This is a genomic window from Varibaculum cambriense (genome assembly GCF_022133705.1).
Lineage (GTDB): Bacteria > Actinomycetota > Actinomycetes > Actinomycetales > Actinomycetaceae > Varibaculum > Varibaculum cambriense_A.
In genome coordinates this window covers 1-22,828 of sequence record NZ_JAKNHJ010000019.1, presented here as the reverse complement: position 1 = coordinate 22,828, position 22,828 = coordinate 1, and the positions used below count along the sequence as shown (strand labels likewise).

Below are 22,828 nucleotides of genomic sequence, written 5' to 3'. Positions count from 1 at the left end.
TTACATATAATCCCACGTTTTCTAAAACTGAAAATGCTGGCGAAAAAATATTTGACCTAAGTAACCATTAATTTCGGCAATCTCAGGTCTGATCTTCTTGGTAACGTTGTTCTTCTTGGTAACGTTGTTCTTCATAGGTAAGCTGCATCCCATCTGTTTGCATAGATACCGCCAGCGCCTGCACTATCCGAGTCCGTAAGGTCGAAGGAGCCACGGTTCCGTGACATAGGCAGCGCCGTAAAGACAAGGAGATTCCGGCAGCTTCGCCCTCTAGGATTTTCCGACAACAAGGGCATTCAGCAATATGGCGTGCCTCATCCTCACTAAGTTCGCGACACTCCTCCGTGGCATGTCTAAAGGGATCACGCCCACATGGCTGCTCGTTCATTACTTCACCCCGATTCCGTACTCGCGGGCATATTCTGATAGTTCCTCTCTAAGTTGGCTGCGCCCTCGATGAAGCCTAGACATTACAGTACCTAGGGGGATTCCCAGAATCTGCGATATTTCCTTATAGCTGAACTGTTCCACATCCGCCAGGTATACTACCGCTCGATGCTCATCCGAAAGTTTTTCAAAGGCAGCCTGGATAGTTTCATTCGGAAGGCGTTCCAAAGCGGTAGTCTCGGCAGAGGGCATTCCCTCTCCATGATGCAGTGATTGCGCTACCTGGGCGTGATCAGTTATTTCTCCAGATCCCTGTTCTTGGGGACGCCGGGTTTTTAAACGGTACTGGTTTATAAAGGTATTAGTCATAATCCGGTACATCCAGGCTTTGAGATTGGTACCTGGTTGGTACTGGTTAAACTTACGAAAAGCCTGCATATAGGTGTCTTGAACCAGGTCTTCCGCATCTGCAGGTTTACGAGTAAGTCGCAGCGCTCCTGCATAAAGTTGATCTAGTAACGGTAGGGCTTCTTTGCTGAAACGGTCCGAAAGGAGCACATTATTATCACCGGTAGCTAAGGGATCTGACACAGATCCGTTCCCGTCCTCGCCGGCAGGCCTATGCCCGCGCTCAAGCGCTACCGTTTTAGGGGGCGCCGCCGTGCCTACCCGCTCTGCCTCTAGGATTTCAGTTTTCATTAATTCCATTCTAGCTTGGTTTCAGCAACCCTACTTTGGGTAATTAAGCTCCCAGAAGCTAGAAATAGCCAGCAGCTTAGGTAAGAATAGAAGCATGGCTAAAAGGTATGCACTTTCTCGCGCGCTTATAGCAGCGCCTTTGATGATTGAGGGGATCGACGCGATCCGTAACAGTGATAAGCATGCACACTTAGCCCAACATCACCTAGAGCTAATGGAAAAGAACGGTTTTCCTCCTCTAACCAAAAACGATGTGAAAACTATTGCGAAAGTTTGCGGCGCGGCCGTTGCCGTTTTGGCTTTGCGGATGGCTACCACTCGTCGTTCTCCCCTAGCCACTAGTGCTTTGGTGCTAGCTAACGGAGCCGCTACGATTGTCAATGGCTGGCAACCAGGCAAAGTTGATGCTTTACGAATTGCGCAAGGTTTAGCGCTCCATGCCGGTCTAACCTCCGAAGTGTTTCCCACTAGACAGGACTAAGTATTGACTGTCTGGAACGCCCCCGTTAAAAGTACCCCGCTGAATGCGGTAATCTCGCTTCCGCCCTCTAAATCTTTAACTGCCCGCGCCTTAGTGTTAGCACTGCTAGCGGAAGAACCAACTTTAATCACCAATCCGCTACGCTGTCGGGATACCGAGTTGATGATTGCCGGGATCCAAGAGTTTGGTGCCCAGGTGGAAAAGCAAGCGGGAGGACTCCTAATTACTCCCCCGGCACATTTATCTCCCCAAACTGGGGTTATCGAGTGCGGTCTGGCAGGAACGGTAATGCGGTTCTTAGCGCCGGTAGCGCTGCTGAGCGGGCAGCCGGTACGTTTTCAAGGCGATGTAGCTGCCAGCGCTCGTCCTATGAAGGGTCTGTTAGATGCTTTAACTAAACTGGGTGCCACATTTAGCGATATGCCAAACCCGGGACAGCTACCTTTCACTATTAACGGTCAGCTTAATGCCAGTGAGCAACTGCAACAGCTAAAGATAGATGCTTCTGCTTCTTCCCAATATGTTTCTGCCCTCCTATTAGTCTCACCCGCGCTACCCTTCGAACTCCAGATAGAGGTTGACTCGGTTTTACCTTCTATTCGCCACGTGGAAATGACAGTAGCGGAAGTAAACGCCTGTGACGGGCAGATTGAAAACCTGGGTGGAGAAACCGGTGATTGGAATACTCGCCAGATTCGTCATCTGTGGCGCTGTCGGCCTGCTCGCTTACGGGGAGGCCAGCGTCACATCGAGCCCGATTTAACTAATGCCGGACCGTTCCTGGCCGCGGCCATGATTTGTGGCGGACAAGTTAGTATCCCGCATTGGCCTGCTAAGACTTTTCAACCTGGGGATGCTTGGCGCCAACTGCTAACTCCTATGGGAGCACGGATTTACCGCTCTCCGGAAGGCAGTCTGGTTTGTCAAGGCAGTGGGGTAATCGGTGGCGCCCAATGTGATTTGGAAGCGGTAGGAGAATTAACTCCTACTTTAGCGGGCTTGTGCACCTTAGCGGTGGAGCCTTCTAAACTGACCGGGATCGGGCATTTGCGCGGACACGAGACTGACCGCTTAAACGCCCTCGAAACGGAAATTAAACGCTTGGGGGGTAACGCTAAAGCCAGTGAAACTACCCTCCGGATTTCTCCGGCACCTTTACAGGGTGATTTAGTGCAAACCTATGGTGATCATCGAATGGCTATGTTTGCTGCTCTGATCGGTTTGAAGGTTCCCGGGGTACAAATTGAAGATATTGAGTGCGTAGGTAAGACTTTCCCGGACTTTACTGCGACTTGGGAAGCCATGTTGGCCGGTGCTGATGGCGCGGCGTGATATTGGTACCGACGATCCCAGGGTTAGAGTTCGTCCCGCCCGTTCGAAACCGCGCCGGTCAAAAAAGCAGGTAGATTATTCCGCCAGTCCCACCGCTTTTGTGTTCGCGGTAGATCGCGGTCGGATCCACGTACAAATGGGAGACACCAAACTAGTGGGGGTAAAAGCCCGGGCACTAGGCAGGCACGGTATCGTAGTCGGGGATCAGGTGCGGGTCACCGGGGATTTAAGTGGAAATAGTGGCTCTCTGGCGCGGATTGTGGAGGTTTTACCGCGGAAAACAGAACTAACCCGCTCCGCCGAAGATAGTCCCGGGGCGAAAGAAAAACCCATGGTAGCCAACGCTAATCAAATGGCAATTGTTACCGCCTGCGCCGATCCCCTGCCCCGTCCGGGAATGATTGATCGGCTATTAGTCGCCGCTTATTGCGCCGGAATCAAGCCGTTACTACTGGTTACTAAATCCGATCTGACCTCACCAGAGCCGCTGCTAGAGCTTTTTGGTCCTTTGCAGGTTCCCAGCGTGGTAACCAGTATAGAGAGCGGAGAAGGAATCGATGAGGTAGCCGAGATGCTGGCTGGGCGGGTCAGTGTACTGGTTGGCCACTCGGGTGTAGGTAAATCTTCGCTGATGAATGAGCTGATCCCCCAGGCTGAACGCTCCACCGGACACGTTAACCAGGTGACCGGACGCGGTCGCCACACCTCTACTTCGGTAATGGCACTCCCCTTCCACGATGGCTGGTTGATTGATACTCCCGGGATTCGCTCTTTCGGTTTAGCGCATATTAGCGAGGAGGATCTGCTGGCCGCCTTCCCCGATCTAGCGGAGGTAGCCACCGGCTGTCCGAAACTTTGCCGCCACCTAGCGTCTTCACCGGGCTGCCAGTTGAGTGCGCTGGAAAAAACCGATCCCGCGCAAGCGCGACGGGTAGAATCCTTCCGCCGTCTACTTGCCTCCCAACATAGCCAAAATCCGCTGATGTAGCTGGGAGTTAGTCGCCAAGGCGCTGCGACCAACGCATCCTTTTTCCCCTTCCAGCGAGGTAAAACACCCTCCAGCTTGCTCAACGATGGGCACTAACGCTGCCATATCGTAGATCTCCAGTTCCGGTTCGGCCGCGGCGTCAACTACCCCTTCGGCCACTAACATATAGGAATAAAAATCTCCGTAGGCGCGGGTGCGCCATACTTTTCGAGCCAGCTCCAAGAATGCCTGCAATTTGCCGCGTTCTTCCCACCCGGACAGGGAGGAATAGCTAAAAGAAGCTTCTTTTAAATCCGTTATTTTCGATACTCGATTAGCCTGTGGTTCCCCACTGTTAAAGGAACGCCACGACCCTACGCCGCGACCAGCCCACCAGCGGCGAGCCAAAGCTGGAGCGCTAACCACCGAAGCCACCATTTCTCCATCCAGTTCCAAACCGATTAGGGTTGCCCAGACGGGTACTCCCCGCACAAAATTTTTGGTGCCGTCAATGGGATCAATAATCCAGCGAGCTTGGGTAGCTTCGGCGGCGCTCCCCCCGTATTCTTCCCCATAAATCAGGTCATCAGGGCGGGCATCCGCTAACGCCTGCCGAATCATCTGTTCGGCACCGCGATCAATATCAGATACTGGGGTTAGATCAGCTTTTTCATACACCTGGTAGTCACGCTGGGTAAAATGCGTTAGCGTGTACTGATCTACCTGGTCTGCGATTTCTAGTAGCAGGCCTACGTCCTCACCAATATTCCTCATATTATGATTCTTCCTTTCCGAGAGCGGATAGAACTTCTGCTTGCAAAGCGGCTGTTACTTGTCCCGGGGCGCTGGGTTCCGCTCCTGGGAGCACCGCGAAAGTTGCACAGTTACCGAATACTCCCCCTACCAGACGACTGGCGGTACCAAGTGGCCCCATACCTGCAACGAGAAATGGGCGCTTACCAGCAGTGTCCCGGTAATAGTTTTCCATGGCGGTAAAAACGGCTAGCAGATGCTGCGTGCTGGTGATGGTAAGAGCCAGTTTTGCCACCTGCGCCCCGCGTTCATGGGCGGCGGCTAACCAGTTATAGATGCTTTCGCGATCCATCTTTTCGGCTTCTGCGGCCGCAAAATAATGCCGAGAAAGCACACTCACTACCCCCAGGTCATGAGCATAAGCTAAAGCCTCAGTTGCCAAAGAAAAATCATCCTCAATATCGAGGGCGCTGGCTCCCGCCTTTACCAGCATCTTCATAGTTTCAAACTGGTGGGTAGGCACCATCTGCGAGCCTCCCCCCTGATGTTTGCTGCGGCAGGTAGCTAGCCACGGGAGTTTGATAACCGGAGCCACGGCCTCCACAATTTCCCGCAAGTAGGCGGGGTTGTGGTATTCACGGAGCAGATCCAATCGCCACTCGACCAGATCGGCTGCCTGGGGAATTCGGGAAATCTGCCCCCGCAGTTCGACTTGATTTGTACCGGTCAGTGGAACAATTAGTGCCGGTCGCCCCGGGGAAAACAGTGAGCCTGGTTCCATCGGTTTGCCTCCTGGAAGTCTTACTAGCTCAAACATATCGCACCTGACATCCCCGGTGCCTAGCCGGTAAATAAGTAAAATCGATGGTATGAAGTTAGTCCACACCTCCGATTGGCATGTGGGTCGCACTCTTTATGGGGAAGATTTAGCTGCGGCGCATCGCCAATTTTTTTCTTTCCTCACTCAGCTGGTGCGTGAGGAGCACGTGCAGGCCGTGATGGTATCTGGGGATATTTTTGATCGCGCGATTCCCTCCCTGGAATCTTTAGAGATTGTTTCCGGGGCATTGGCGGAACTGACCGAACTAACCGCAGTAATTTTAACTCCCGGAAACCATGATTCTGCGGAAAGACTGGGCTTTTTAGCTCCCTATGTACGGGGCAACCTATATTTGCGTACCGCTTTAGCCGATATTACCCGCCCGGTGGAAATCAATGCCGCCGCTGAAACCCTGCGGGTTTGGGGCATCCCCTATCTCAACCCCGATATGGTACGCACCAGTCTTTATGATGGATATCTACCTGCGGAAAAAGAAGAAGCAGCAGGTGGTGACGGAGAAGAATCCCTTCCCCGCCTGCCGCGTTCACACGAAGCAGTAGTAGCGGCGGCCATGCGCCGAGTGGGCAAAGCGCAACTCCGCCTTCCTCGCGTTGACCGCACTATGGTTATGGCCCACGCTTTTGCCGTAGGTGGCGAGGCTAGTGACAGCGAACGGGACATCACCGTCGGGACTGTGCAATCGGTTCCCCTGCAGGTCTTTGAAAACTATGGGGAAACCGATCCCGAATCATCTTCCGATTTAGCGGCACCCGATTATCTAGCGTTGGGACATTTACATGTGCCCCAAAAACTACATACCGACAGATCTGCAGGACGCTATAGCGGCTCCCCGATTACTTTCTCTTTCTCCGAATGTCACACCCCGAAATCGGTGGTGCTATTAGATACCGCAGCTGCCGATCTGGATCCCCAGCTAGTGCCCACCCCAGTATTCCGGCCGGTAGGACGCATCAAAGATTCCTTTGAAAACCTGTTGACCAGCCCCCGCTATGAAGATTTCACTTCCTATTGGCTCGAAATTACGGTGACCGACCCGCAGCGTCCAGCCCATCTGGTCACCAAGTTAAAGCGACGTTTCCCCAAGGCCTTAGCTATCTTGCATGAAACTTCCCGGGCAAGTTTCGAGGAGCAACACCGCTCCCTAAGAGCTAATCGCTACCGTCCCGCCGCGCTTGCTAAAGATTTCTTTAAGCAAGCACGCGTCGGAAAAGAGCTAACAGAAAGTGAAACCCGACTGGTAGAAGAGATTTATGAGCAGGTTCGGGAGGAGAGTTAAATGCGGATTTTAAAGCTTAGCTTCGAGGCCGTAGGCTCTTTTGGCGGCAAAGAAACGATTGATTTCACCAAACTGGGTACCGGCTCAGGTCTGTTTTTGATTCATGGCCCTACCGGTTCTGGAAAATCTACCATTCTGGATGCCATTGTATTTGCCCTCTATAACGACGTGGCTTTGGAATCTAACTCCTCAAAAAGCCGGCTGCGCTCTGATTATGCTGGTGATGACCAAATAAGTTGGGTGCAGCTAGATTTTGAGGCGCGCGGACAGCTTTACCGGATTTGGCGCACCCCCAAATATGAGCGACCTAAACAACGCGGATCGGGGACAACTTCGCAGCCAGCACAGGCAAGCTTGTGGCGTCTAAGCAGTGAGGATGCTGATCCGGGCGACGCGATTGCCTCGCAACCGCGAACCGTTAATGAGGAGTTAGCTAACCGGATCCTGCCGCTAACTAAATCCCAGTTTTTGCAGACCGTGATTTTGCCCCAGGGGGCTTTTTCTCGTTTCTTACGGGCATCTTCCGATGAGAGACAAGAGATTTTGCAACAAATTTTTGGCACCCAAGTCTTTGAGCGGATGCAAAAGGAATTTACCGAGCGCGCCCGGCAGGCGGAAACTAATGCTCAAGCAGGCTCGACAACTATTGTCAGCAAGTTAGAGATTTTCGCTGATAACTGGAATAAACTGGCACAATCGGTGGGCAGTTCCCACAGCGAATTAGGCACCTTACGCGATACGCTTTCGGATTTGCCGAAAGTCTTAGACGAAGATTTAATCAAATCTTGGGAAGCTTACTACCTGTTGCCAGCCGCGCACTCTAATCAGTGGCTATCCACCCAAAGCCAGCAGGTAAAAACCGCAGGTACCCAGTACCAGGCAGCCTTAGAGAAAAAAGAGGCAGCAAAAACCCTCAGGGAGGACTTCCAGGAACTTACTCGCCTATTGGCGGAAGATAAAGAGCTTCGAGAACGCCAGCAAGGCATAGAGACCAATCGAAGACAAATTGCGCTTCACGAACGCGCAAAACTAGTGGATTCCGAAATCAAAGAAAAACTACGCTATCAAGAAAACTTAGCTACCGCTAAGACGCGACTGCTAACAGCGCTGCAGACTTGCCCCGCGCCCTTTGATACCTACCCGCTACCGACCTCAGAAACTTCCCTAGATAACCTAAACGCAAAGGTAGCCAAGCAACAGGAAGATAATTCTAAAGAGTTGGGGTTACTGGCGCCACTGATTGAACGGCAGAAAAAACTTCACACCCTAGAAGTTGCCGCTAAAAACGCTCGTAAAGGCTACATTGAGCATTCCCGAGCTGCCGCCCAGGCTGCCAAAGAGTTAACGCTGTTAGCACCACAGCTGCAGACGCTACAAATCCGGCAGCTGCGCCTAGAAAAAGAACAGCTCAGTTTCGAGCCTGCCCGGCAAAAACAGCTCCAATTACGTCACTACGAGGGAGAACGCCAGCATTTTTTGCAGGATTTTAAACGCTTTCACAGCGAGGTCAATAAACTTCCCGCATTAAAACAAGAGGTGGAGACGAGGCGAGCGGCGACTGACGAATACGAGCAAGGTTTTTTCGTAGATTCGGCGATTCTTTTGGCTTCTCACCTGGAAGCGGACATTCCCTGCCCGGTTTGTGGATCCCTCTCGCATCCGGATCCTGCCCTGGGAAACGCTAATAGGGAGCGCTCCCTCAGCGAGTTAACTAAACAAAAAGACGAGCTCAGTGGCGCAGAGGCTACTTTAAAAGAAAAAGAGGAACAGCTAAGAAAAGTACGCGACCGTTTGCGGGATGAAATCCAACACTTAAGGCAAAGCTGGCCTGGAAAAGCACAAGCAATTGACGCCCGAGTGGCCTACCTGCAGGCGCAAGCAAAAGAGCTAAAAGCGGTGCGGCGGCAGCTAGCAGAGATAGAAAAACAGGCTCAACAGTATCGGGATTTAGCACTAACCTCGGTTAACGGGGCTAACCTAGAAAAGAATAAGTATGTTAACGCGCTGAACCAGATCCGTGAAATTACCACCGAAGTTACTGCTTCCGGGCAGTCAAGTAACCTTTTGGCTCGGCAAAACCGCCTTAGTGAAGACCAGAAGAAACTGGCTTTACTGGTAAAGAACCTGACCAGTACCAAGGAAGCCCTAGGGAACCTCGCACAAGCGCGCCAACGTTTAGAGAAAGCTTTACTTGGGGCGCGCTTCCCGGATGTTCAGGCGGTACAAGCTGCCTTGTTGGAAGCAGACAAATACCAAGAATTAAAAACTGTCGTACAGACCTGGGATCAGGCATTTCAGACCAACCAGGTAAAGTTGAAGGCTGACCGGATGCAAAAGCTGAGAGCCCCAGAATTTGTGCTGCCAGATTTAGAAGCCTTGACGGAAAAAGCCAGAGCCCAGGCAGAAATTCTCCGACAGAAGCAGGCAGAACTAGCGAAAGTTCAAGAGCAATTAGAGGCGGTGGAGGCCGCGGTAAGTGACTTGCAAACCGCTACTGCCCATTATTTGGAATCGATCCAGGATTCTGCCACCCTAATCACCTTCGCAAATCTAGCTAGGGGTGAAGAAGGTTCCGCGCTGCGTGCTCCCTTAGCTACCTGGGTGCTCTTGGATCGTTTTGAAGAAGTTTTAAGTGCCGCCAATCCGCATTTAAGAAAAATTTCTGGAGGACGCTACCAGCTTTCCCGTAGCGACTCCGAATCTTCCCGTCGCCGTAACCAGGCGTTATCCCTGGCAGTCACCGATAACTCTTCCGATAAGGTCCGTGAAATATCAGCGCTCTCAGGCGGAGAGCTGTTTTATTGTTCCCTCTCTTTGGCTCTGGGACTCTCCGAAGTGGTAACTGCGGAAGCTGGAGGAATAGAAATCTCGTCAATGTTTATTGACGAGGGTTTTGGTACTTTGGATACCAGTAAACGCGAATTGGTAATGGAAGCGCTAAAAAACACTTCCACTTCTGGGCGAACTGTGGGGTTGATTAGTCACGTGGACACGTTACGCGGTGAAATCGCGGATCAGATTCAGGTTATCGCCGCAAAAGATAAAGGCTCTACCTTAAGAATTATCGGTAACTAGCTAGCGCGCTAAAACCTGTGCGTGCGCTCCAACTTAGGAAGTAACCCAAATTGCGGCTACCGCCGGTTTACCCAAGGTAATTTCTTGTCCTGCTACCTTTAGGCGCATTATTCCGGCTTCCGGAATAATCTCTAAAGGCAGCAACTGACAACCGGGAACTACCCCTACCGATTCTAAGAAGCGCAGCAATTCAGCCTGACTATCTTTAATGCGGGTAACTGTAACCGGGGTGTTTAAGGGAGCTTGCCCTAGCGGCATCATCGAAACTTTAGGTAAGAGCCCATCACTGGTGGGAATGGGATCGCCATGGGGATCCACCTGAGGACTGCCCAGTGCCCGTTCCATCGCCGCAATTAATTTATCGGAGGCGGCGTGTTCTAGTTCTTCTGCTTCCGCGTGAACCAGGTCCCAAGGGTACCCCAGTTTCTGGTGCAGATAGGTCTCGAGGATGCGATGTTTTCGCACCATTTTTAAAGCTAACTTTTCTCCTTTTTCAGTAAGCGTAATCCCCCGATAGGGAACGTGAGTGATCAGCCCCAACTTGTCTAAACGGCGGACATTTTCAGAGGCAGTCGAGGGCGCTACCCCCATTTTTTGAGCCAATCCCGATACTGATAGGGAGTTTCCTCCCCATTCGGTTGCTCCTAAAAGACGCTTTAAATAGTCTTGCACTACCCGCGAGGCTGCCGCTTCGTCCCCCGCCTGCTCGTCCCTAGATTTCTTATCCATCTTTTTACACCTTAGGTTAGAGCCGGAAAATCTGCAGACCAAACGCCGCGAATAGCACCGTAACGACTACCGCTACGCTCAGCAGCGCACCTAACCACCAATACCCTACTAATATGCGGCGCGCGCCCTTTAACGGGCGAGTGGGACTAGCCGCTGTTCTCACCCAAAGCGCATAGGATAGCCAAGCGAGAAAAATAGTTGCCAGCCAGGTTAAGAAGCAGTATGGGCACAGGGAACGCAGCTGAAATACCGAGGTTGCAAGGAAGAACAGCACTGCTCCCAAGCCGGCACTGGTTCCTATAACAAAAACCATCAGTCCCCATTTAGGCAATCGTCCTCCACACAGCAGGTAGATTCCCGCTGCGCTGAGCATCGCAAAAAGTACCATCCCGAAAATGGAATTGGGGATCCCGAAAAGAAGATGCCCGGCCGCAGAATCCATGGCTCCCCGACAATCCACCACATTATTTATCGAACAGCCTAGTCCCCGTTCTGGCTGGGAGCGGTGAATTATTTCGGTTCGCCATAACTGCCAAGAAGCTACCAGTCCTAACAGTGAAAATAGCAGAATCTCCAGGCTGGACAGGCGAGGAATCCGCCCGGCACGCATAGCTGGGGACGGAGAAAGTGGATCGGAGTTAAATGCCAGTTCGTTTGCAGATAGCGATGCAGTGTTCTCGGCCATTAATCCTCCTACCCTAAATCTGAACCATAATCTAGCATATAGGCGAACTATAAAACGGGTGAGGCGCTCCCACGACCTCACCCGTTTTTTGGCCAAATAGGGGTTACTTTTTCGCTTCCCGCATCCGCAGCGGCACATAATCACGCTGCGGCTCGCCTTGGTATACCTGGCGCGGACGCCCGATACGGGTCATGGGATCATGCAGCATTTCAATATATTGGGAAATCCAACCCGGCAGGCGCCCAAGGGCAAATAGCGGGGTAAACATCTTGGTAGGGAAGCCCATAGCGGAATAAATCAGACCGGTATAAAAGTCAACGTTCGGATAGAGTTTACGTTCGATAAAATAATCATCCGAAAGGGCAACTTCTTCCAGTTCCATAGCTAGGTCAAACAGGTCATTGTTTTTACCCATCCGATCCAGAACGTTATGCGCCTGTTCCCGCACGATTGCCGCCCGGGGATCATAATTTTTATAGACGCGGTGGCCAAAGCCCATCAGCTTTACCCCTTTTTCCTTATTCTTTACTTTCTCTACGAATTCGGGGATGGAAAGATCGTTGTCGCGAATATTGATCAACATCCGCAACACGGCCTCGTTTGCACCGCCATGGAGCGGCCCAGAAAGGGCTCCCACTCCGGCGGCAACCGAGGCATACATATTGGCGTTAGAAGAACCGACCAACCGCACGGTGGAAGTGGAACAGTTTTGTTCGTGATCGGCATGCAAAATAAAGAGTACTTCCAGAGCTCGTATAATCGCCGGGTCAATATCGTACGCCTGATAGGGTAAACCAAAGGTCAAACGAATAAAGTCCTCTACATAGGAACGCTCATTATCGGGATACAGCAGTGGCAGACCCGCCGCCCGCTTAGCGATATACGAGATCATAGTCGGCACTTTCGCTAGCAACTGCACAGCTTGAATATCCTGCAGCTCCGGATCATGTACATCCGCGAAGGTTTCTTCGTAATAGGTGGCCATCCCGGCAATGCCGCCTTGCAAAATCGCCATCGGGTGCCCATTAGAGGGGAAGGCAGTAAAGAATGCCCGAAAATCTTCATGCAGCAGGCGTTGACGTTTTACTCGGCGTACGAACTCATCTAGTTGCGAGGGCGTAGGTAGTTCCCCTCTGATCAGCAAATAGGCAACTTCCAGGAAACTGGAGTGATGTGCCAGCTGGTCAATCGGGTAGCCCCGGTAACGTAAAATCCCTTTACCACCGTCAATGAAGGTAACTTTCGAGGTACAGGAAGCAGTAGTGGAAAAACCGGGGTCAAGCGCCACGAGCCCGGTTTGATTACGCAGCTTGGAAACATCGATGCCTTGATCACCACAGGTTGCTTGTACCGGTGGGAACTCGATGGTTTTACCTCCGACCTCCAACACTCCCGGTAGCCGAGCGGACTCATTAGATTCTGGGGTGTTATTTTGATTTCCTGCCATTTTAATAACCTTCCCTAAAAGGGAGACTTATTGCCTTCCCACTATCACCCTATAGGACTTAGTACCCTTAAGAATACAACCTTTTTTAAAGACTTTACCATTTTTAGGCAAATTTCACTAAACGTTTGGCAGTCTCCTGAATTTCGTTATCGCTAACACAGAGAGCCACTCGCACATGAGATCCTGGCCGAGCGTTGTAAAAACTTTCCGGGGCTACTATCAACCCCAGATGCGCCATACGATCTAGCAAACGCCAATCTGCTCCGCTACCAGGAGCCCGCAACGCCGCAGTTACATCGGCTTTGTCCGCGGGATCGAAAACCCACAGGTACAGTCCGGCCTCGCATTCCTCAGCAACTTTAAGACCCGCCTGTTCGAGCGCCGCCGCCAACACTTTTCGCCGGCGCCCGTAGCGCTCCACTTGTTCCTTAACATGCGAGCGTCCCGATAATACCTGCGTTAGGGCGGCCTGTACCGGAGAGGGCATTATCTGTCCGCAGTGTTTGCGCACCGCTAGCAGCGCTGAAATCAAAGCCTGATCCCCCGCCACAAAAGCCGCCCGGTAACCGGCCAGATTTGATTCTTTTGATACCGAGTAAACCAGTAGCAGATTCTCGGTGCTGCCCCCACAGACGTCTTCTTGCAGCAACGAGGGCGCCGGCCCTTCTCCCCCGTAGGTCAATTCGCTATAGCACTCATCGCTAGCTACCACGGCGCCTACTTCTCGTGCCCAAGAAACAACTTCCCGCAGCCAGTCCTTTGTCGCCACCCAGCCGGTAGGATTCGCGGGAGTATTTATCCACACCAACGAGGCGTCGCGTGGCCAAGTGGAAATATCATTGGAAACCGCGACCCCTTGGGCGCCGGCAAGTCGGGCACAAATATCGTAAGTAGGGTAAGCAATTTCGGGAAATAAGACCTTATCTCCCCTACCTATCCCCAATTGCCAGCCAAGCGAGGCAATAAGTTCTTTAGACCCGACCGTCGGCAGACAAGAGTCCTCTTTTATGCAATCGATTCCCCGCTCGCGTGCCCAGCCAACAATGGCACGCCGCAGCTGGATGCTGCCGACAACCGCGGGATAACCCGGACTATCCGCACCCGCCTGCAGCGCCGCTTTCGCGCTAGCTGGACAATCATCAATCGGGGTTCCGATAGATAAATCTATGGCTCCCCCCGGGAAAGCGGCGGCAGTTTCCCGGTAGGGGGTTAATAAATCCCAGGGAAAAACTGGCAGGTCTAGCGAACGCGGTAAATCACTGTTGCTCATGCATTCACCCTATGACAGTCGCCTGGGCGCCAGCCGCCACGTCCAAAGGTAAAAACCGATAACTCACCCTCAATCCCCGGGGATTATTCCTCGCGGGCAGGTAGCTTCTCGATCATAGGATCGTCATAGCCGGTGGCGCCCACGCTGGAGGCTCCTCCCGGAGATCCCAAGCCCTTAAGTTCGAAAAAGTCTACGTTGGCGCGGTAGTAGTCTGCCCATTCTTCCGGCAAGTCATCTTCGTAGAAAATGGCTTCAACCGGGCATACCGGTTCGCAAGCCCCACAGTCTACGCATTCTTCAGGGTGAATATAAAGCGAGCGCTTTCCCTCGTAAATACAATCTACGGGACACTCATCGACGCAGGCTTTATCCTTAACATCTACGCAGGGTTCAGCGATTACGTAAGTCATATATTCTCCTTAAGTTCCGATATTGCTAGTATCTCACTATGAAGTTTGTGGGCAATCAGAAACCGCCGCCGCGCCTGCCTTGGCTATCTTGGAAAGTAGGCGAACGGGTAGTTTTGCGCCGGCGAGAAGCAGACGGACTCTATGATGCCCTCGGGGAAGTTATGGACGTAAGCCCTGCTAGCGTCACTATTTTAACCCGCAAAGGGCCGGTGACAGTGCCGGCAGAAAAAATGGTCACTGGGAAACGGGTTCCTCCCCCGCCGAAAATCTAGCCACCCCGAATGACTTAAAAATCACCTATTCTCCGCGTTCTTGACGGCGTCTGCGGGAGGCAATTTTGAAACGATCCTGCGCACTTAATACCACTTTGCGAATCCGGATCTCTTCCGGGGTAACTTCCACGCATTCGTCCTCGGCCGCAAATTCTAAAGACTCCTCCAAAGTCAGTACCCGAGGAGGTACTAACCCTTCGAAGGCATCGGCAGTAGAAGAGCGCATATTGGTTTGCTTCTTTTCGCGAGTGATATTGACATCCATATCTTCTCCGCGTGGATTTTCTGCTACTACTTGCCCCTCATAGACTTCGCTGCCGGGTTGAATAATAAAACTGCCCCGTTCTTGCAGCTGAATCAGGGCATAGGGGGTTGATTTTCCGGCACGATCTGACACCAGAGAACCGCTCTGACGGCGGGTAATTGTGCCTTGCCAAGGTGCATAACCGTCAGCAATAGAAGAAGCAATCCCCGAGCCGCGAGTCTCGGTTAGGAACTTGGAACGGAAGGAAATCAGACCGCGAGCCGGTACCCGGAAAATCAGGCGCACCCAGCCGGTACCATGATTCGACATAGTCTGGAGTTTTCCTTTACGCGCCGCCATTAACTCGGTGACTTTACCTAGGTAGTCTTCGGGTACATCGATGGTCATTTGCTCCATCGGCTCATGGGTTTTCCCGTCAATCTCTTTGGTTACCACCTGCGGTTTACCGGCAGTGAGCTCGAAGCCTTCCCGGCGCATCTGCTCAATCAAAATCGCTAACGCCAGTTCTCCCCGCCCTTGCACTTCCCAGGCGTCTGGACGTTCGGTTGGCAGTACTTTCAAGGACACGTTCCCGATGAGTTCGCGATCTAGGCGATCTTTAACTTGCCGCGCCGTGAGCTTATGCCCTTTAACCCGGCCTGCCAGCGGAGAAGTGTTGGTACCGATAGTCATCGAGATAGCCGGGTCATCTACTTTTATCAGCGGTAGAGGCTGCGGATTATCTAGATCCACCAAGGATTCCCCAATGGTGATTTCGGGAATGCCCGCTACCGCCACGATATCTCCCGCGTGGGCTTCCTCAACGCTTTTACGTTCCAAACCAAAAGTGGCTAGCAGCTCAGTTAGCTTCACATCGGTTATTGAACCGTCGTGGCGTGCCCAACCTACGTGTTCTCCTTGCCGCAAAGTACCGTTATGAATCCGCAGCAAGGCCAGGCGTCCTAGGAAGGGCGAAGAATCCAAGTTAGTCACATGAGCAGCCAAGGGGGCATCCGGGTCGTATTCCGGCCCGGGAATCCGGTTAATAATGGCATCGAATAGATCGTGGAGGTCACTTCCTGGCAGCTGCCCGCGAGCTGGTTTTTCCCAGGAACAGCAGCCTGCTTTTGCCGAACAATACAGCACCGGAACGTCCAGCAAGGAATCTAAATCTACTTCTTCGCCCTCGTCAACCAGGTCTTGTGCTAAAGACAATAACAGGTCAACGGTTTCGGCTTCTACTTCTTCTATCCGAGAATCTGGGCGGTCAACCTTATTAATTACCACGATCACCGGCAGACGGGCGGCAAGCGCCTTGCGCAGTACAAACCGGGTTTGCGGCAGAGGCCCTTCGGCGGCATCTACCAGCAGTACTACCCCATCAACCATCGAGAGGGCGCGCTCTACTTCTCCCCCGAAATCAGCGTGCCCGGGGGTATCGATCACGTTAATAGTGATTCCTTCGCTGACTCCCACATTTTGCGCTGCTTTACCCGCATAATGCACGGCGGTGTTTTTCGCGAGGATAGTGATCCCTTTTTCCCGTTCCAAGTCGCCAGAATCCATCACCCGTTCGCCGGTTTTTTCTACGCTGGCATGGTCACCGAAGGCACCCGATTCCCAGAGCATTTTGTCTACTAAGGTAGTTTTTCCGTGGTCTACGTGGGCAACGATTGCCACATTTCGCAAATCCTGGCGAACCTTCATCCGCGCCTCCTTATTTGGTTCCGAGCGTTAACTCGCGCATGAAAAAACCGGCGGGATTAGGGTCGCAGCGCCGGAACTTCCTTAAATATACCCCTGAGGCAACTACCAGTGCTAATGAGCGTCGTTTAGCTCACTGTTTTCGGGTTCCGCCTGCCCGGTTTGCCCCTGAGTCGGCTGCCCGGATAGGTCTTTCGTATCTGGGGTAGAAGTTTGCGGAGCTGCTACCTCAGGGCTACCTGAGCCAGTGGCGGGGCGCTGTTCGTTTACCTGTGTTTGCTGTGCCCGCAGTTGCTTGCGTGCCTTGGGACTTAGGCGAACCCCGAAACGAGGACGCTCGTCCAGGCGGGATCCGAACTGGGTAGGCCCATCATCGACGCTACTAGGGGCATCCTGTTCCACTACGGCCGCTTGGAAGCGGGAATCGTCCAGGAGGTGACGCCGGGCAATATAGTAATCGGCGGCGGTCATGAGTACGTGCTCTTGTCCGGTAAGGGAGGAGGCATAGGCAATCGGGTAGCCCGCACCCGAAGAGCGCAGCGCCCAGGCAACTAGACGCTCAATTGCGGTCAGAAGGGCGAAAGCTGCAATCACTAGGGGCGCAAAAACCGCCCAGGAAGGTTTCCAAAGCACAAATAGTAGCGCAAAGAAAATTCCCATCATCAGGCCACGAGAAAAACCAGCCAGCAGAGCCTTCGGCCAGGTAACAATCCCAACTACTTGATTGGAACGAGTTAGCCCGCGCTCTTGTACCAGAAGTTGCTGCAATGGGAAATCTTTAGATTTTAAGTAATTAATGGCTTCTTCCACGTCTTCTTTCGAGGAGAAGATCGCCAAATCCTGCCCTTGGAGAGCTGCGTTTACCATGCGGTTTCGAGGAAAAGCCATAGCCTAAGTGTCTATTGAGGATCAACGCATTGCAAAACTAATGCCCGTAATGCCCGTAAAATTTTGCCGCCGGCGAATCTAGCTACCCCGCTTGACCTGCTAACAAACGGGTATTGTCTGCTAGAGAAATTACTGCAATTTGGCTAAAGCCTTGCCCGCTTCAATCTTCAAGTAGAGTTAGAGATATGGAGCACGCCAAGCATTCAATTAAACCCATCGGTTCACGCGTTTTCATTGGCAAATTGGCAGGAACTCGCGTATTTGACCCGGTAGGAGATGAAATCGGCAGGGTAACCGATGTAATTATTGTTTTGCGTTTTACCGGCCTGCCCACGGTGGTGGGTTTGGTAGTTGAGGTGGCCGGACACCGGAGGGTGTTCGTTCCGGTAACCCGGATAGTGGCGATCCAACCTGGGCAAGTTATCACCACGGGACTGGTTAATATTCGTCAGTTCCAACAGCGGGTAGCAGAGACCATGGTTATGGGCGAGCTTATGGATCGGGTCTTGGCGATGCGAGACGGTTCTGGAGACGTAAAAATCCAGGATATGTGCATGGAACAGGATGATCGTCGTGACTGGTATATCACCAAGCTCTATGTGCAGCGAGTAACTTCCGCGCTGGCTCTTAGCCGCGGAGAAACCATGCTAATTGACCCTTCCGAAGTATCTCACCTGCGTAAATCAGTGCTCCCCCAGGAGGCAACCACCCTACTAGCTCAATTAGAGGACGCCAAAGCTGCGGATGTGGCCGATGTCTTGGCTGATCTACCTGAAGAGCGGCGCTTAGAGGTGGCAGCACAGTTAGGAGATGACCGCTTAGCTGACGTACTTGAAGAGCTAGGTCAAGAGGATCGAGTCTCTATCCTGACCTCTCTCGATGTGGCGCGAGCCGCCGATATCTTGGATGTGATGCAACCGGACGATGCCACCGACTTGGTAAATGAACTGCCCGAAAAACAGGCGCAGATATTACTGGCAGAAATGGAACCCGAAGAGGCGGCGGATGTTCGGCGCCTAATGGCCTATGGGGAACGGACTGCCGGGGGTTTAATGACCACCACTCCCGTGATTTTGCCACCCGATGCAGATGTAGCCACTTTATTAGCCCACGTGCGGCGCAAAGATATACCCCCGGCGCTGGCAGCAATGGTATGCGTGTGCCGTCCCCCCACCGAGACTCCCACCGGCCGTTTCCTGGGGGCAGTCCATATCCAAAAAGCCCTACGCGAGCCGCCACAAACCTTGGTGGGACAGATCCTAGATGACGATCTTAAGGGAGTGGATCCCTCTGCCGGTATCGGCACGGTGACCAGACTGCTGGCTACCTATAACCTGACCGCAGTTCCGGTAGTTGATAAGAATCGACATCTTTTAGGGGCAGTTAGTGTTGATGACGTCCTCGATCACCTCTTACCTGAGGATTGGCGCGATGCGGACGAAGACGAAACCGATTTAGCGATGGAAAGAGAAAGGATCGAAGATGGCGGACAGGCTTGACACTCCCCGCGAAAGGAAACGTCGTTTTCGGCTCCCGCGTATCAATTTACAGTCCGAGGGCGTCGGGCAGGTTTCGGAGTCTTTCGCGCGCTTCCAGGGAACTCCCCAATTTTTGGTTTACTTGACGGTATTCGTCGTTCTGTGGCTAGCTTGGAACTCCTGGGCTCCGGAGGCCTGGCGTTTCGACAGTGCCGCCCTGGGATTTACTGCCCTGACTCTCATGCTTTCCCTGCAGGCTTCTTATGCTTCTCCCCTGATTTTATTGGCTCAAAACCGACAAGATGACCGCGATCGAGTTTCTGCGGAACAAGACCGACGCCGCGCGGAAAAGAACCATGCCGAAATCGAATATCTCACTCGGGAGATTGCTTCATTGCGCCTATCTATGTCGGAAGTGGCAACCCGAGATTTCGTGCGCGGGGAACTGCGCGACCTCTTAGATGAACTTAAGGACGAAGACGAACACAAACAACGGCGCGAAACCGAAGAATAATTATAGTCTAACCGGTCAAGCCGGACACCAGGAACCTCCCCTTATCCGTTCAACCTTACCCGCCGGCTCCTTCGAAGCGAGCCTTAAGCGGTATCGCCATTAGCTTAGCTAAAAGTGAGGTATTGGCTTGCGCCATATAGGATGGAGGTCATGAGTCAGTTAAACGAAGACGCGATTAGGCAGGCACTAAGTCGGGTAATCGATCCCGAACTAGGACGGGCAATTACCGACCTAGATATGGTGCGCGAAATTTCTATTGGCGAGGACGGCGCGGTCAAAGTCGGTGTTGATTTGACTATCGCAGGTTGTCCCCTGCAATCGGTAATCGAAAAAGATGTCCAAGAGGAAGTCTCTAAAGTTCCCGGCGTAAGTGCAGTGACCGTAGAAATGGGGGTCATGGATGAGGAGCAACGAGCCTCGCTGAAAGAAAAACTTTCGGGGCCGCAAAATGTGATTCCCTTTACCCAACCCGATAATCTGACCCGAGTCTACGCGATTACTTCTGGTAAAGGCGGAGTCGGTAAATCTTCGATGACCGCCAACTTGGCTTTAGCTCTGGCCTCCCAAGGTCTCAAAGTTGGGGTGCTAGATGCTGATATTTATGGTTTTTCGATTCCTAGAATGCTAGGGGTCGCGGAAGAACCAACCGTGATTGATGGCATGATTGTTCCCCCGGTTGCCGGCGGAGTAAAAGTGATTTCTATCGGCATGTTCGTTCCGGACGGGCAGCCGGTAGTTTGGCGCGGCCCTATGCTGCACCGTGCCCTCCAACAGTTCTTAGCGGATGTTTACTGGGGCGACCTGGATGTATTACTGCTGGATCTACCTCCGGGAACCGGAGATGTCGCTATTTCGATTTCCCAGTTGCTGCCAGGTTCAGAAATCCTGGTGGTAACTACCCCGCAGGTGGCGGCGGCAGAAGTTGCCGAGCGCGCCGGAGTCATCGGAGCGCAAACCGAACAGCGAGTCATCGGGGTAATCGAAAACATGTCATATCTTCCGCAAGAAGATGGCAGTAAACTGCATTTATTCGGTACCGGTGGCGGAGACATGGTGGCCGGACGCCTCAGCGCTCAACTAGGATACGAAGTGCCGGTTCTGGCTAACGTCCCCCTAGATATCGCTTTGCGGGAAGGATCTGACCAGGGAACTCCGGTAGTGGCTATGCATCCTGATTCCCCGGCCTCCCAAGCTATTAACCAGGTCGCCAAGGCACTGGCTAAGCGTACCCGTTCACTTGCCGGACGAAACCTGGGCGTTAAACCCCTGTAAGTTACGGAGCTGGTTACGTAAACTGGTTGCAAGCGTAAATCCGCTAGCGAGGAAGTCGTAATGAATAACAACAAAGCTTTAAGTTGGGACTGGACTGAGTCTCAGGTGGTTGAAGACGAAATCACCGCGGCGGCTCGAACCGCCGCGGTAGAAATGGGGGCTGCCCCAGTTTCTCCTGCCACCGGAGCTGCTTTGCGGATGTTATCGGCTGCCTGTGGCGCAAAAGCTGTTTTCGAAATTGGTACCGGAGCGGGAGTTTCGGGTTTATATCTGCTGGCTGGAATGTCTGAGAACGGGGTACTTACCACCATTGATTCCGAATCCGAGTTCCAGCAAGCAGCCCGTACCGCTTTCCGCCTCGCCACCCAGAAATCAAATCGTACCCGTCTCATCAATGGTCATGCGCTGGAAGTACTCCCTCGCATGGCAGGTGCCGCCTACGACCTGGTGGTAATTGATGCAGACGTAAGGGAAATCTCCAGCTATATTGAACAAGCAACTCGGATTCTGCGTCCCGGCGGTATGGTGGCAATCGTGCACGCCCTCTGGATGGATCAGGTGGGAGACCCGGCGCGCCGCGAAATGGAAACTACCCAAATGCGGCAAGCGGTTACGGCGTTGCTGAACGATGAACGTTTCATTGCCAATGTGCTCACCTGTGGTGATGGACTAGCTGTGGGGGTTTATTGTCCGCCTGAGTAGGCGGGCGATATTTCTCCCCTTTGAGGGAACATTTTAGTTAAGCGCTCAACGGTCGCTACTAGCAGTTTTCCTTATTTTGCAGTGGCGAGCTATCCAATGTTTCGGCGCTGTTAACTAAGGGTTCAACTGCTTACTGGTATGCTTCGCGAGTGAGAAGTTTTAAAAATGATGGCGTGTACCGCCGCGGTCCCATTCAAATGCGTAACGCCCTAATGCCTACCGAGACTTCGGAGCAGCGGCTGCTTAGCCCCCAAAAGGATACTGACTGGCTTCACAACGACACTTGGCGAGTTCTTAGAATTCAGAGCGAGTTTATCGAGGGCTTCGGGGCCTTAGCAGAACTGGGACCGGCTATTTCGGTCTTTGGGTCCGCGCGTACTTCCCAGGATGCCCCCGAATATGCTTTGGGGGAAGAAACTGGCCGACTCCTAGCTCAGTCGGGCTGGGCAGTGATTACTGGGGGCGGACCGGGACAAATGGAGGCCACTTGCAAAGGCTGCACCGAGGCGGGAGGCATTGCGGTGGGGCTAGGAATCGAGCTGCCGCACGAGCAAGTATTCAATGATTGGGTTTCGCTGGGGATCTATTTCCGGTACTTTTTCGCTCGCAAAACCATGTTTGTGAAATATGCGCAAGGTTTTATGGTTTTACCGGGAGGATTCGGCACTTTAGATGAGCTATTTGAAGCCGTCACCTTGGCAGAAACCGGCAAGATCCAGTCCTTCCCCATCGTGCTAGTAGGACGCAGCTATTGGAGTGGTTTACTTGCTTGGATAAAGGAGCAGGCAATCGGGTTGGGAATGATTACGGAGAAGGAATTCGCTTCCATACAGCTGGTTGATACCCCCGCCGAAGCTCTTGAGATTATCGGTAAAGCTCCTCAAGATCGGTAATTCTGCTCCCTAGCGCCCACTTTTACTGCCAGCTTCCCTGTGCTGCCCTAACCGGGATCACCAAGCGTTAATCGAGCCGCAAGGCGGGTAAAGGTCTTAATCTGCTATAATTAGCTAGGTAATTGCTGTTTCAGCCGTTTTGATTTAGCTCTCTGGGGGTTAGCATGGCCGCAATGAAACCACGAACCGGAGATGGTCCGTTAGAAGTAGCCGAGGACGGAGTTCGCACCGAAGCCGGACGGGAAGTCGTGTTACGTCTACCTGCTTTAGGGGGCGGACGCCTCGTGATCGAGATGAGTAAACAGGAAGTTATCGATCTAGCGGTAGCTATTCACCAGCTCTACCCTGACGAAGTCTAGTTCGCCCTCCCACCCAGTAAACCACCGGTTCGTGGCTGGTACCCTACCCAGGTTACTTAGGTTATTTAGGCTACTTACCGCTGCCTCCATAACCCTTTGAAGCGTCCCAGGTTTTGTTCCTAGGTTTTTTTGATTTTTTGAGAGGATTGT

23 protein-coding genes are annotated in these 22,828 nt (G+C 52.6%); 12 read left to right on the top strand and 11 right to left on the bottom strand.

Features of this window, described 5'->3' with window-relative positions; translation table 11 throughout:
- Window positions 1-82: 82 nt before the first annotated feature.
- The gene (locus L0M99_RS08780) at window positions 83-388 is read right to left on the bottom strand and encodes a hypothetical protein (protein WP_024058753.1); all 306 of its coding nucleotides are present in this window, start codon (window positions 386-388) and stop codon (window positions 83-85) included.
- On the bottom strand, window positions 388-1,086 hold the full coding sequence (locus L0M99_RS08775) for a sigma-70 family RNA polymerase sigma factor (RefSeq protein ID WP_238128380.1): 699 nt from the start codon (window positions 1,084-1,086) through the stop codon (window positions 388-390). Before L0M99_RS08775 ends, L0M99_RS08780 begins: the two co-directional genes overlap by 1 nt.
- Window positions 1,087-1,180: 94 nt before the next feature.
- Here L0M99_RS08775 and L0M99_RS08770 point away from each other — a divergent pair, with 94 nt between their 5' ends.
- The 3 genes from L0M99_RS08770 to rsgA are packed head-to-tail and all read left to right on the top strand — an operon-like array spanning window position 1,181 to window position 3,887.
- Complete coding sequence (locus tag L0M99_RS08770; protein WP_038108941.1) at window positions 1,181-1,567, top strand: hypothetical protein; 387 nt, start codon at window positions 1,181-1,183, stop codon at window positions 1,565-1,567.
- Window positions 1,568-1,570: 3 nt separating this feature from the next.
- A complete protein-coding gene (gene aroA / locus L0M99_RS08765; RefSeq protein WP_024058750.1) occupies window positions 1,571-2,899 on the top strand; it encodes a 3-phosphoshikimate 1-carboxyvinyltransferase in 1,329 nt (442 codons plus the stop codon).
- Window positions 2,886-3,887, top strand: coding sequence for a ribosome small subunit-dependent GTPase A (rsgA, locus tag L0M99_RS08760; protein WP_024058749.1), 1,002 nt, complete (start codon window positions 2,886-2,888; stop codon window positions 3,885-3,887). The genes aroA and rsgA overlap by 14 nt, the downstream gene beginning before the upstream one ends.
- Here rsgA and hisN read toward each other — a convergent pair.
- Together hisN and L0M99_RS08750 are read right to left on the bottom strand one after the other, a co-directional pair.
- Window positions 3,849-4,640 carry a histidinol-phosphatase gene (gene hisN, locus L0M99_RS08755; RefSeq protein WP_024058748.1) on the bottom strand — a complete coding sequence of 264 codons (792 nt, stop codon included), beginning with the start codon at window positions 4,638-4,640 and terminating at the stop codon, window positions 3,849-3,851. The genes rsgA and hisN overlap by 39 nt on opposite strands.
- Window position 4,641: 1 nt before the next feature.
- On the bottom strand, window positions 4,642-5,400 hold the full coding sequence (locus tag L0M99_RS08750; protein ID WP_022865137.1) for a type I 3-dehydroquinate dehydratase: 759 nt from the start codon (window positions 5,398-5,400) through the stop codon (window positions 4,642-4,644).
- 88 nt (window positions 5,401-5,488) lie between these two features.
- Here L0M99_RS08750 and L0M99_RS08745 point away from each other — a divergent pair, with 88 nt between their 5' ends.
- Both L0M99_RS08745 and L0M99_RS08740 read left to right on the top strand, forming a co-directional pair.
- A complete protein-coding gene (locus L0M99_RS08745) occupies window positions 5,489-6,736 on the top strand; it encodes an exonuclease SbcCD subunit D (protein WP_238128379.1) in 1,248 nt (415 codons plus the stop codon).
- Window positions 6,737-9,811 carry an AAA family ATPase gene (locus tag L0M99_RS08740; protein WP_024058746.1) on the top strand — a complete coding sequence of 1,025 codons (3,075 nt, stop codon included), beginning with the start codon at window positions 6,737-6,739 and terminating at the stop codon, window positions 9,809-9,811.
- 33 nt (window positions 9,812-9,844) lie between these two features.
- On the opposite strand, the gene L0M99_RS08735 is transcribed toward L0M99_RS08740, so the two are convergent.
- The 5 genes from L0M99_RS08735 to fdxA form a co-directional block, all read right to left on the bottom strand.
- Entirely contained in the window at window positions 9,845-10,540 is a 696-nt protein-coding gene (locus tag L0M99_RS08735) for a metal-dependent transcriptional regulator (RefSeq protein ID WP_024058745.1), read from the bottom strand.
- A 16-nt stretch (window positions 10,541-10,556) separates the two neighbouring features.
- Window positions 10,557-11,225 carry a vitamin K epoxide reductase family protein gene (locus L0M99_RS08730; protein ID WP_024058744.1) on the bottom strand — a complete coding sequence of 223 codons (669 nt, stop codon included), beginning with the start codon at window positions 11,223-11,225 and terminating at the stop codon, window positions 10,557-10,559.
- Window positions 11,226-11,328: 103 nt separating this feature from the next.
- Window positions 11,329-12,672, bottom strand: a complete 1,344-nt coding sequence (locus tag L0M99_RS08725) for a citrate synthase (protein ID WP_024058743.1) — start codon at window positions 12,670-12,672, stop codon at window positions 11,329-11,331.
- A gap of 103 nt (window positions 12,673-12,775) precedes the next feature.
- Entirely contained in the window at window positions 12,776-13,942 is a 1,167-nt protein-coding gene (gene dapC / locus L0M99_RS08720) for a succinyldiaminopimelate transaminase (protein WP_024058742.1), read from the bottom strand.
- Between the two features lie 83 nt (window positions 13,943-14,025).
- Window positions 14,026-14,352 (bottom strand): ferredoxin, encoded by a 327-nt coding sequence (gene fdxA, locus L0M99_RS08715; protein WP_024058741.1) that lies wholly within the window; start codon window positions 14,350-14,352, stop codon window positions 14,026-14,028.
- A 38-nt stretch (window positions 14,353-14,390) separates the two neighbouring features.
- On the opposite strand from fdxA, the gene L0M99_RS08710 reads away from it, so the two are divergent.
- Window positions 14,391-14,624 (top strand): hypothetical protein, encoded by a 234-nt coding sequence (locus L0M99_RS08710; protein ID WP_024058740.1) that lies wholly within the window; start codon window positions 14,391-14,393, stop codon window positions 14,622-14,624.
- Window positions 14,625-14,649: 25 nt separating this feature from the next.
- Here L0M99_RS08710 and typA read toward each other — a convergent pair whose 3' ends face one another.
- Together typA and L0M99_RS08700 are read right to left on the bottom strand one after the other, a co-directional pair.
- A complete protein-coding gene (gene typA, locus L0M99_RS08705) occupies window positions 14,650-16,575 on the bottom strand; it encodes a translational GTPase TypA (protein WP_024058739.1) in 1,926 nt (641 codons plus the stop codon).
- Between the two features lie 111 nt (window positions 16,576-16,686).
- Window positions 16,687-17,460 (bottom strand): general stress protein, encoded by a 774-nt coding sequence (locus tag L0M99_RS08700; RefSeq protein ID WP_024058738.1) that lies wholly within the window; start codon window positions 17,458-17,460, stop codon window positions 16,687-16,689.
- A 185-nt stretch (window positions 17,461-17,645) separates the two neighbouring features.
- Between L0M99_RS08700 and L0M99_RS08695 the strand changes: the two genes are divergently transcribed.
- The 6 genes from L0M99_RS08695 to L0M99_RS08670 all read left to right on the top strand — a co-directional run bounded on the left by L0M99_RS08695 (window position 17,646) and on the right by L0M99_RS08670 (window position 22,678).
- The gene (locus tag L0M99_RS08695; protein WP_024058737.1) at window positions 17,646-18,959 is read left to right on the top strand and encodes a magnesium transporter MgtE N-terminal domain-containing protein; all 1,314 of its coding nucleotides are present in this window, start codon (window positions 17,646-17,648) and stop codon (window positions 18,957-18,959) included.
- Window positions 18,943-19,452 (top strand): DUF1003 domain-containing protein, encoded by a 510-nt coding sequence (locus tag L0M99_RS08690; protein ID WP_024058736.1) that lies wholly within the window; start codon window positions 18,943-18,945, stop codon window positions 19,450-19,452. Before L0M99_RS08695 ends, L0M99_RS08690 begins: the two co-directional genes overlap by 17 nt.
- Before the next feature lie 150 nt (window positions 19,453-19,602).
- Complete coding sequence (locus L0M99_RS08685) at window positions 19,603-20,724, top strand: Mrp/NBP35 family ATP-binding protein (protein ID WP_024058735.1); 1,122 nt, start codon at window positions 19,603-19,605, stop codon at window positions 20,722-20,724.
- Window positions 20,725-20,784: 60 nt separating this feature from the next.
- The gene (locus L0M99_RS08680) at window positions 20,785-21,426 is read left to right on the top strand and encodes an O-methyltransferase (RefSeq protein ID WP_238128378.1); all 642 of its coding nucleotides are present in this window, start codon (window positions 20,785-20,787) and stop codon (window positions 21,424-21,426) included.
- A 197-nt stretch (window positions 21,427-21,623) separates the two neighbouring features.
- On the top strand, window positions 21,624-22,319 hold the full coding sequence (locus tag L0M99_RS08675) for a TIGR00730 family Rossman fold protein (RefSeq protein ID WP_024058733.1): 696 nt from the start codon (window positions 21,624-21,626) through the stop codon (window positions 22,317-22,319).
- A gap of 164 nt (window positions 22,320-22,483) precedes the next feature.
- A complete protein-coding gene (locus tag L0M99_RS08670) occupies window positions 22,484-22,678 on the top strand; it encodes a DUF3117 domain-containing protein (protein WP_024058732.1) in 195 nt (64 codons plus the stop codon).
- The last annotated feature ends 150 nt before the right edge of the window (window positions 22,679-22,828 follow it).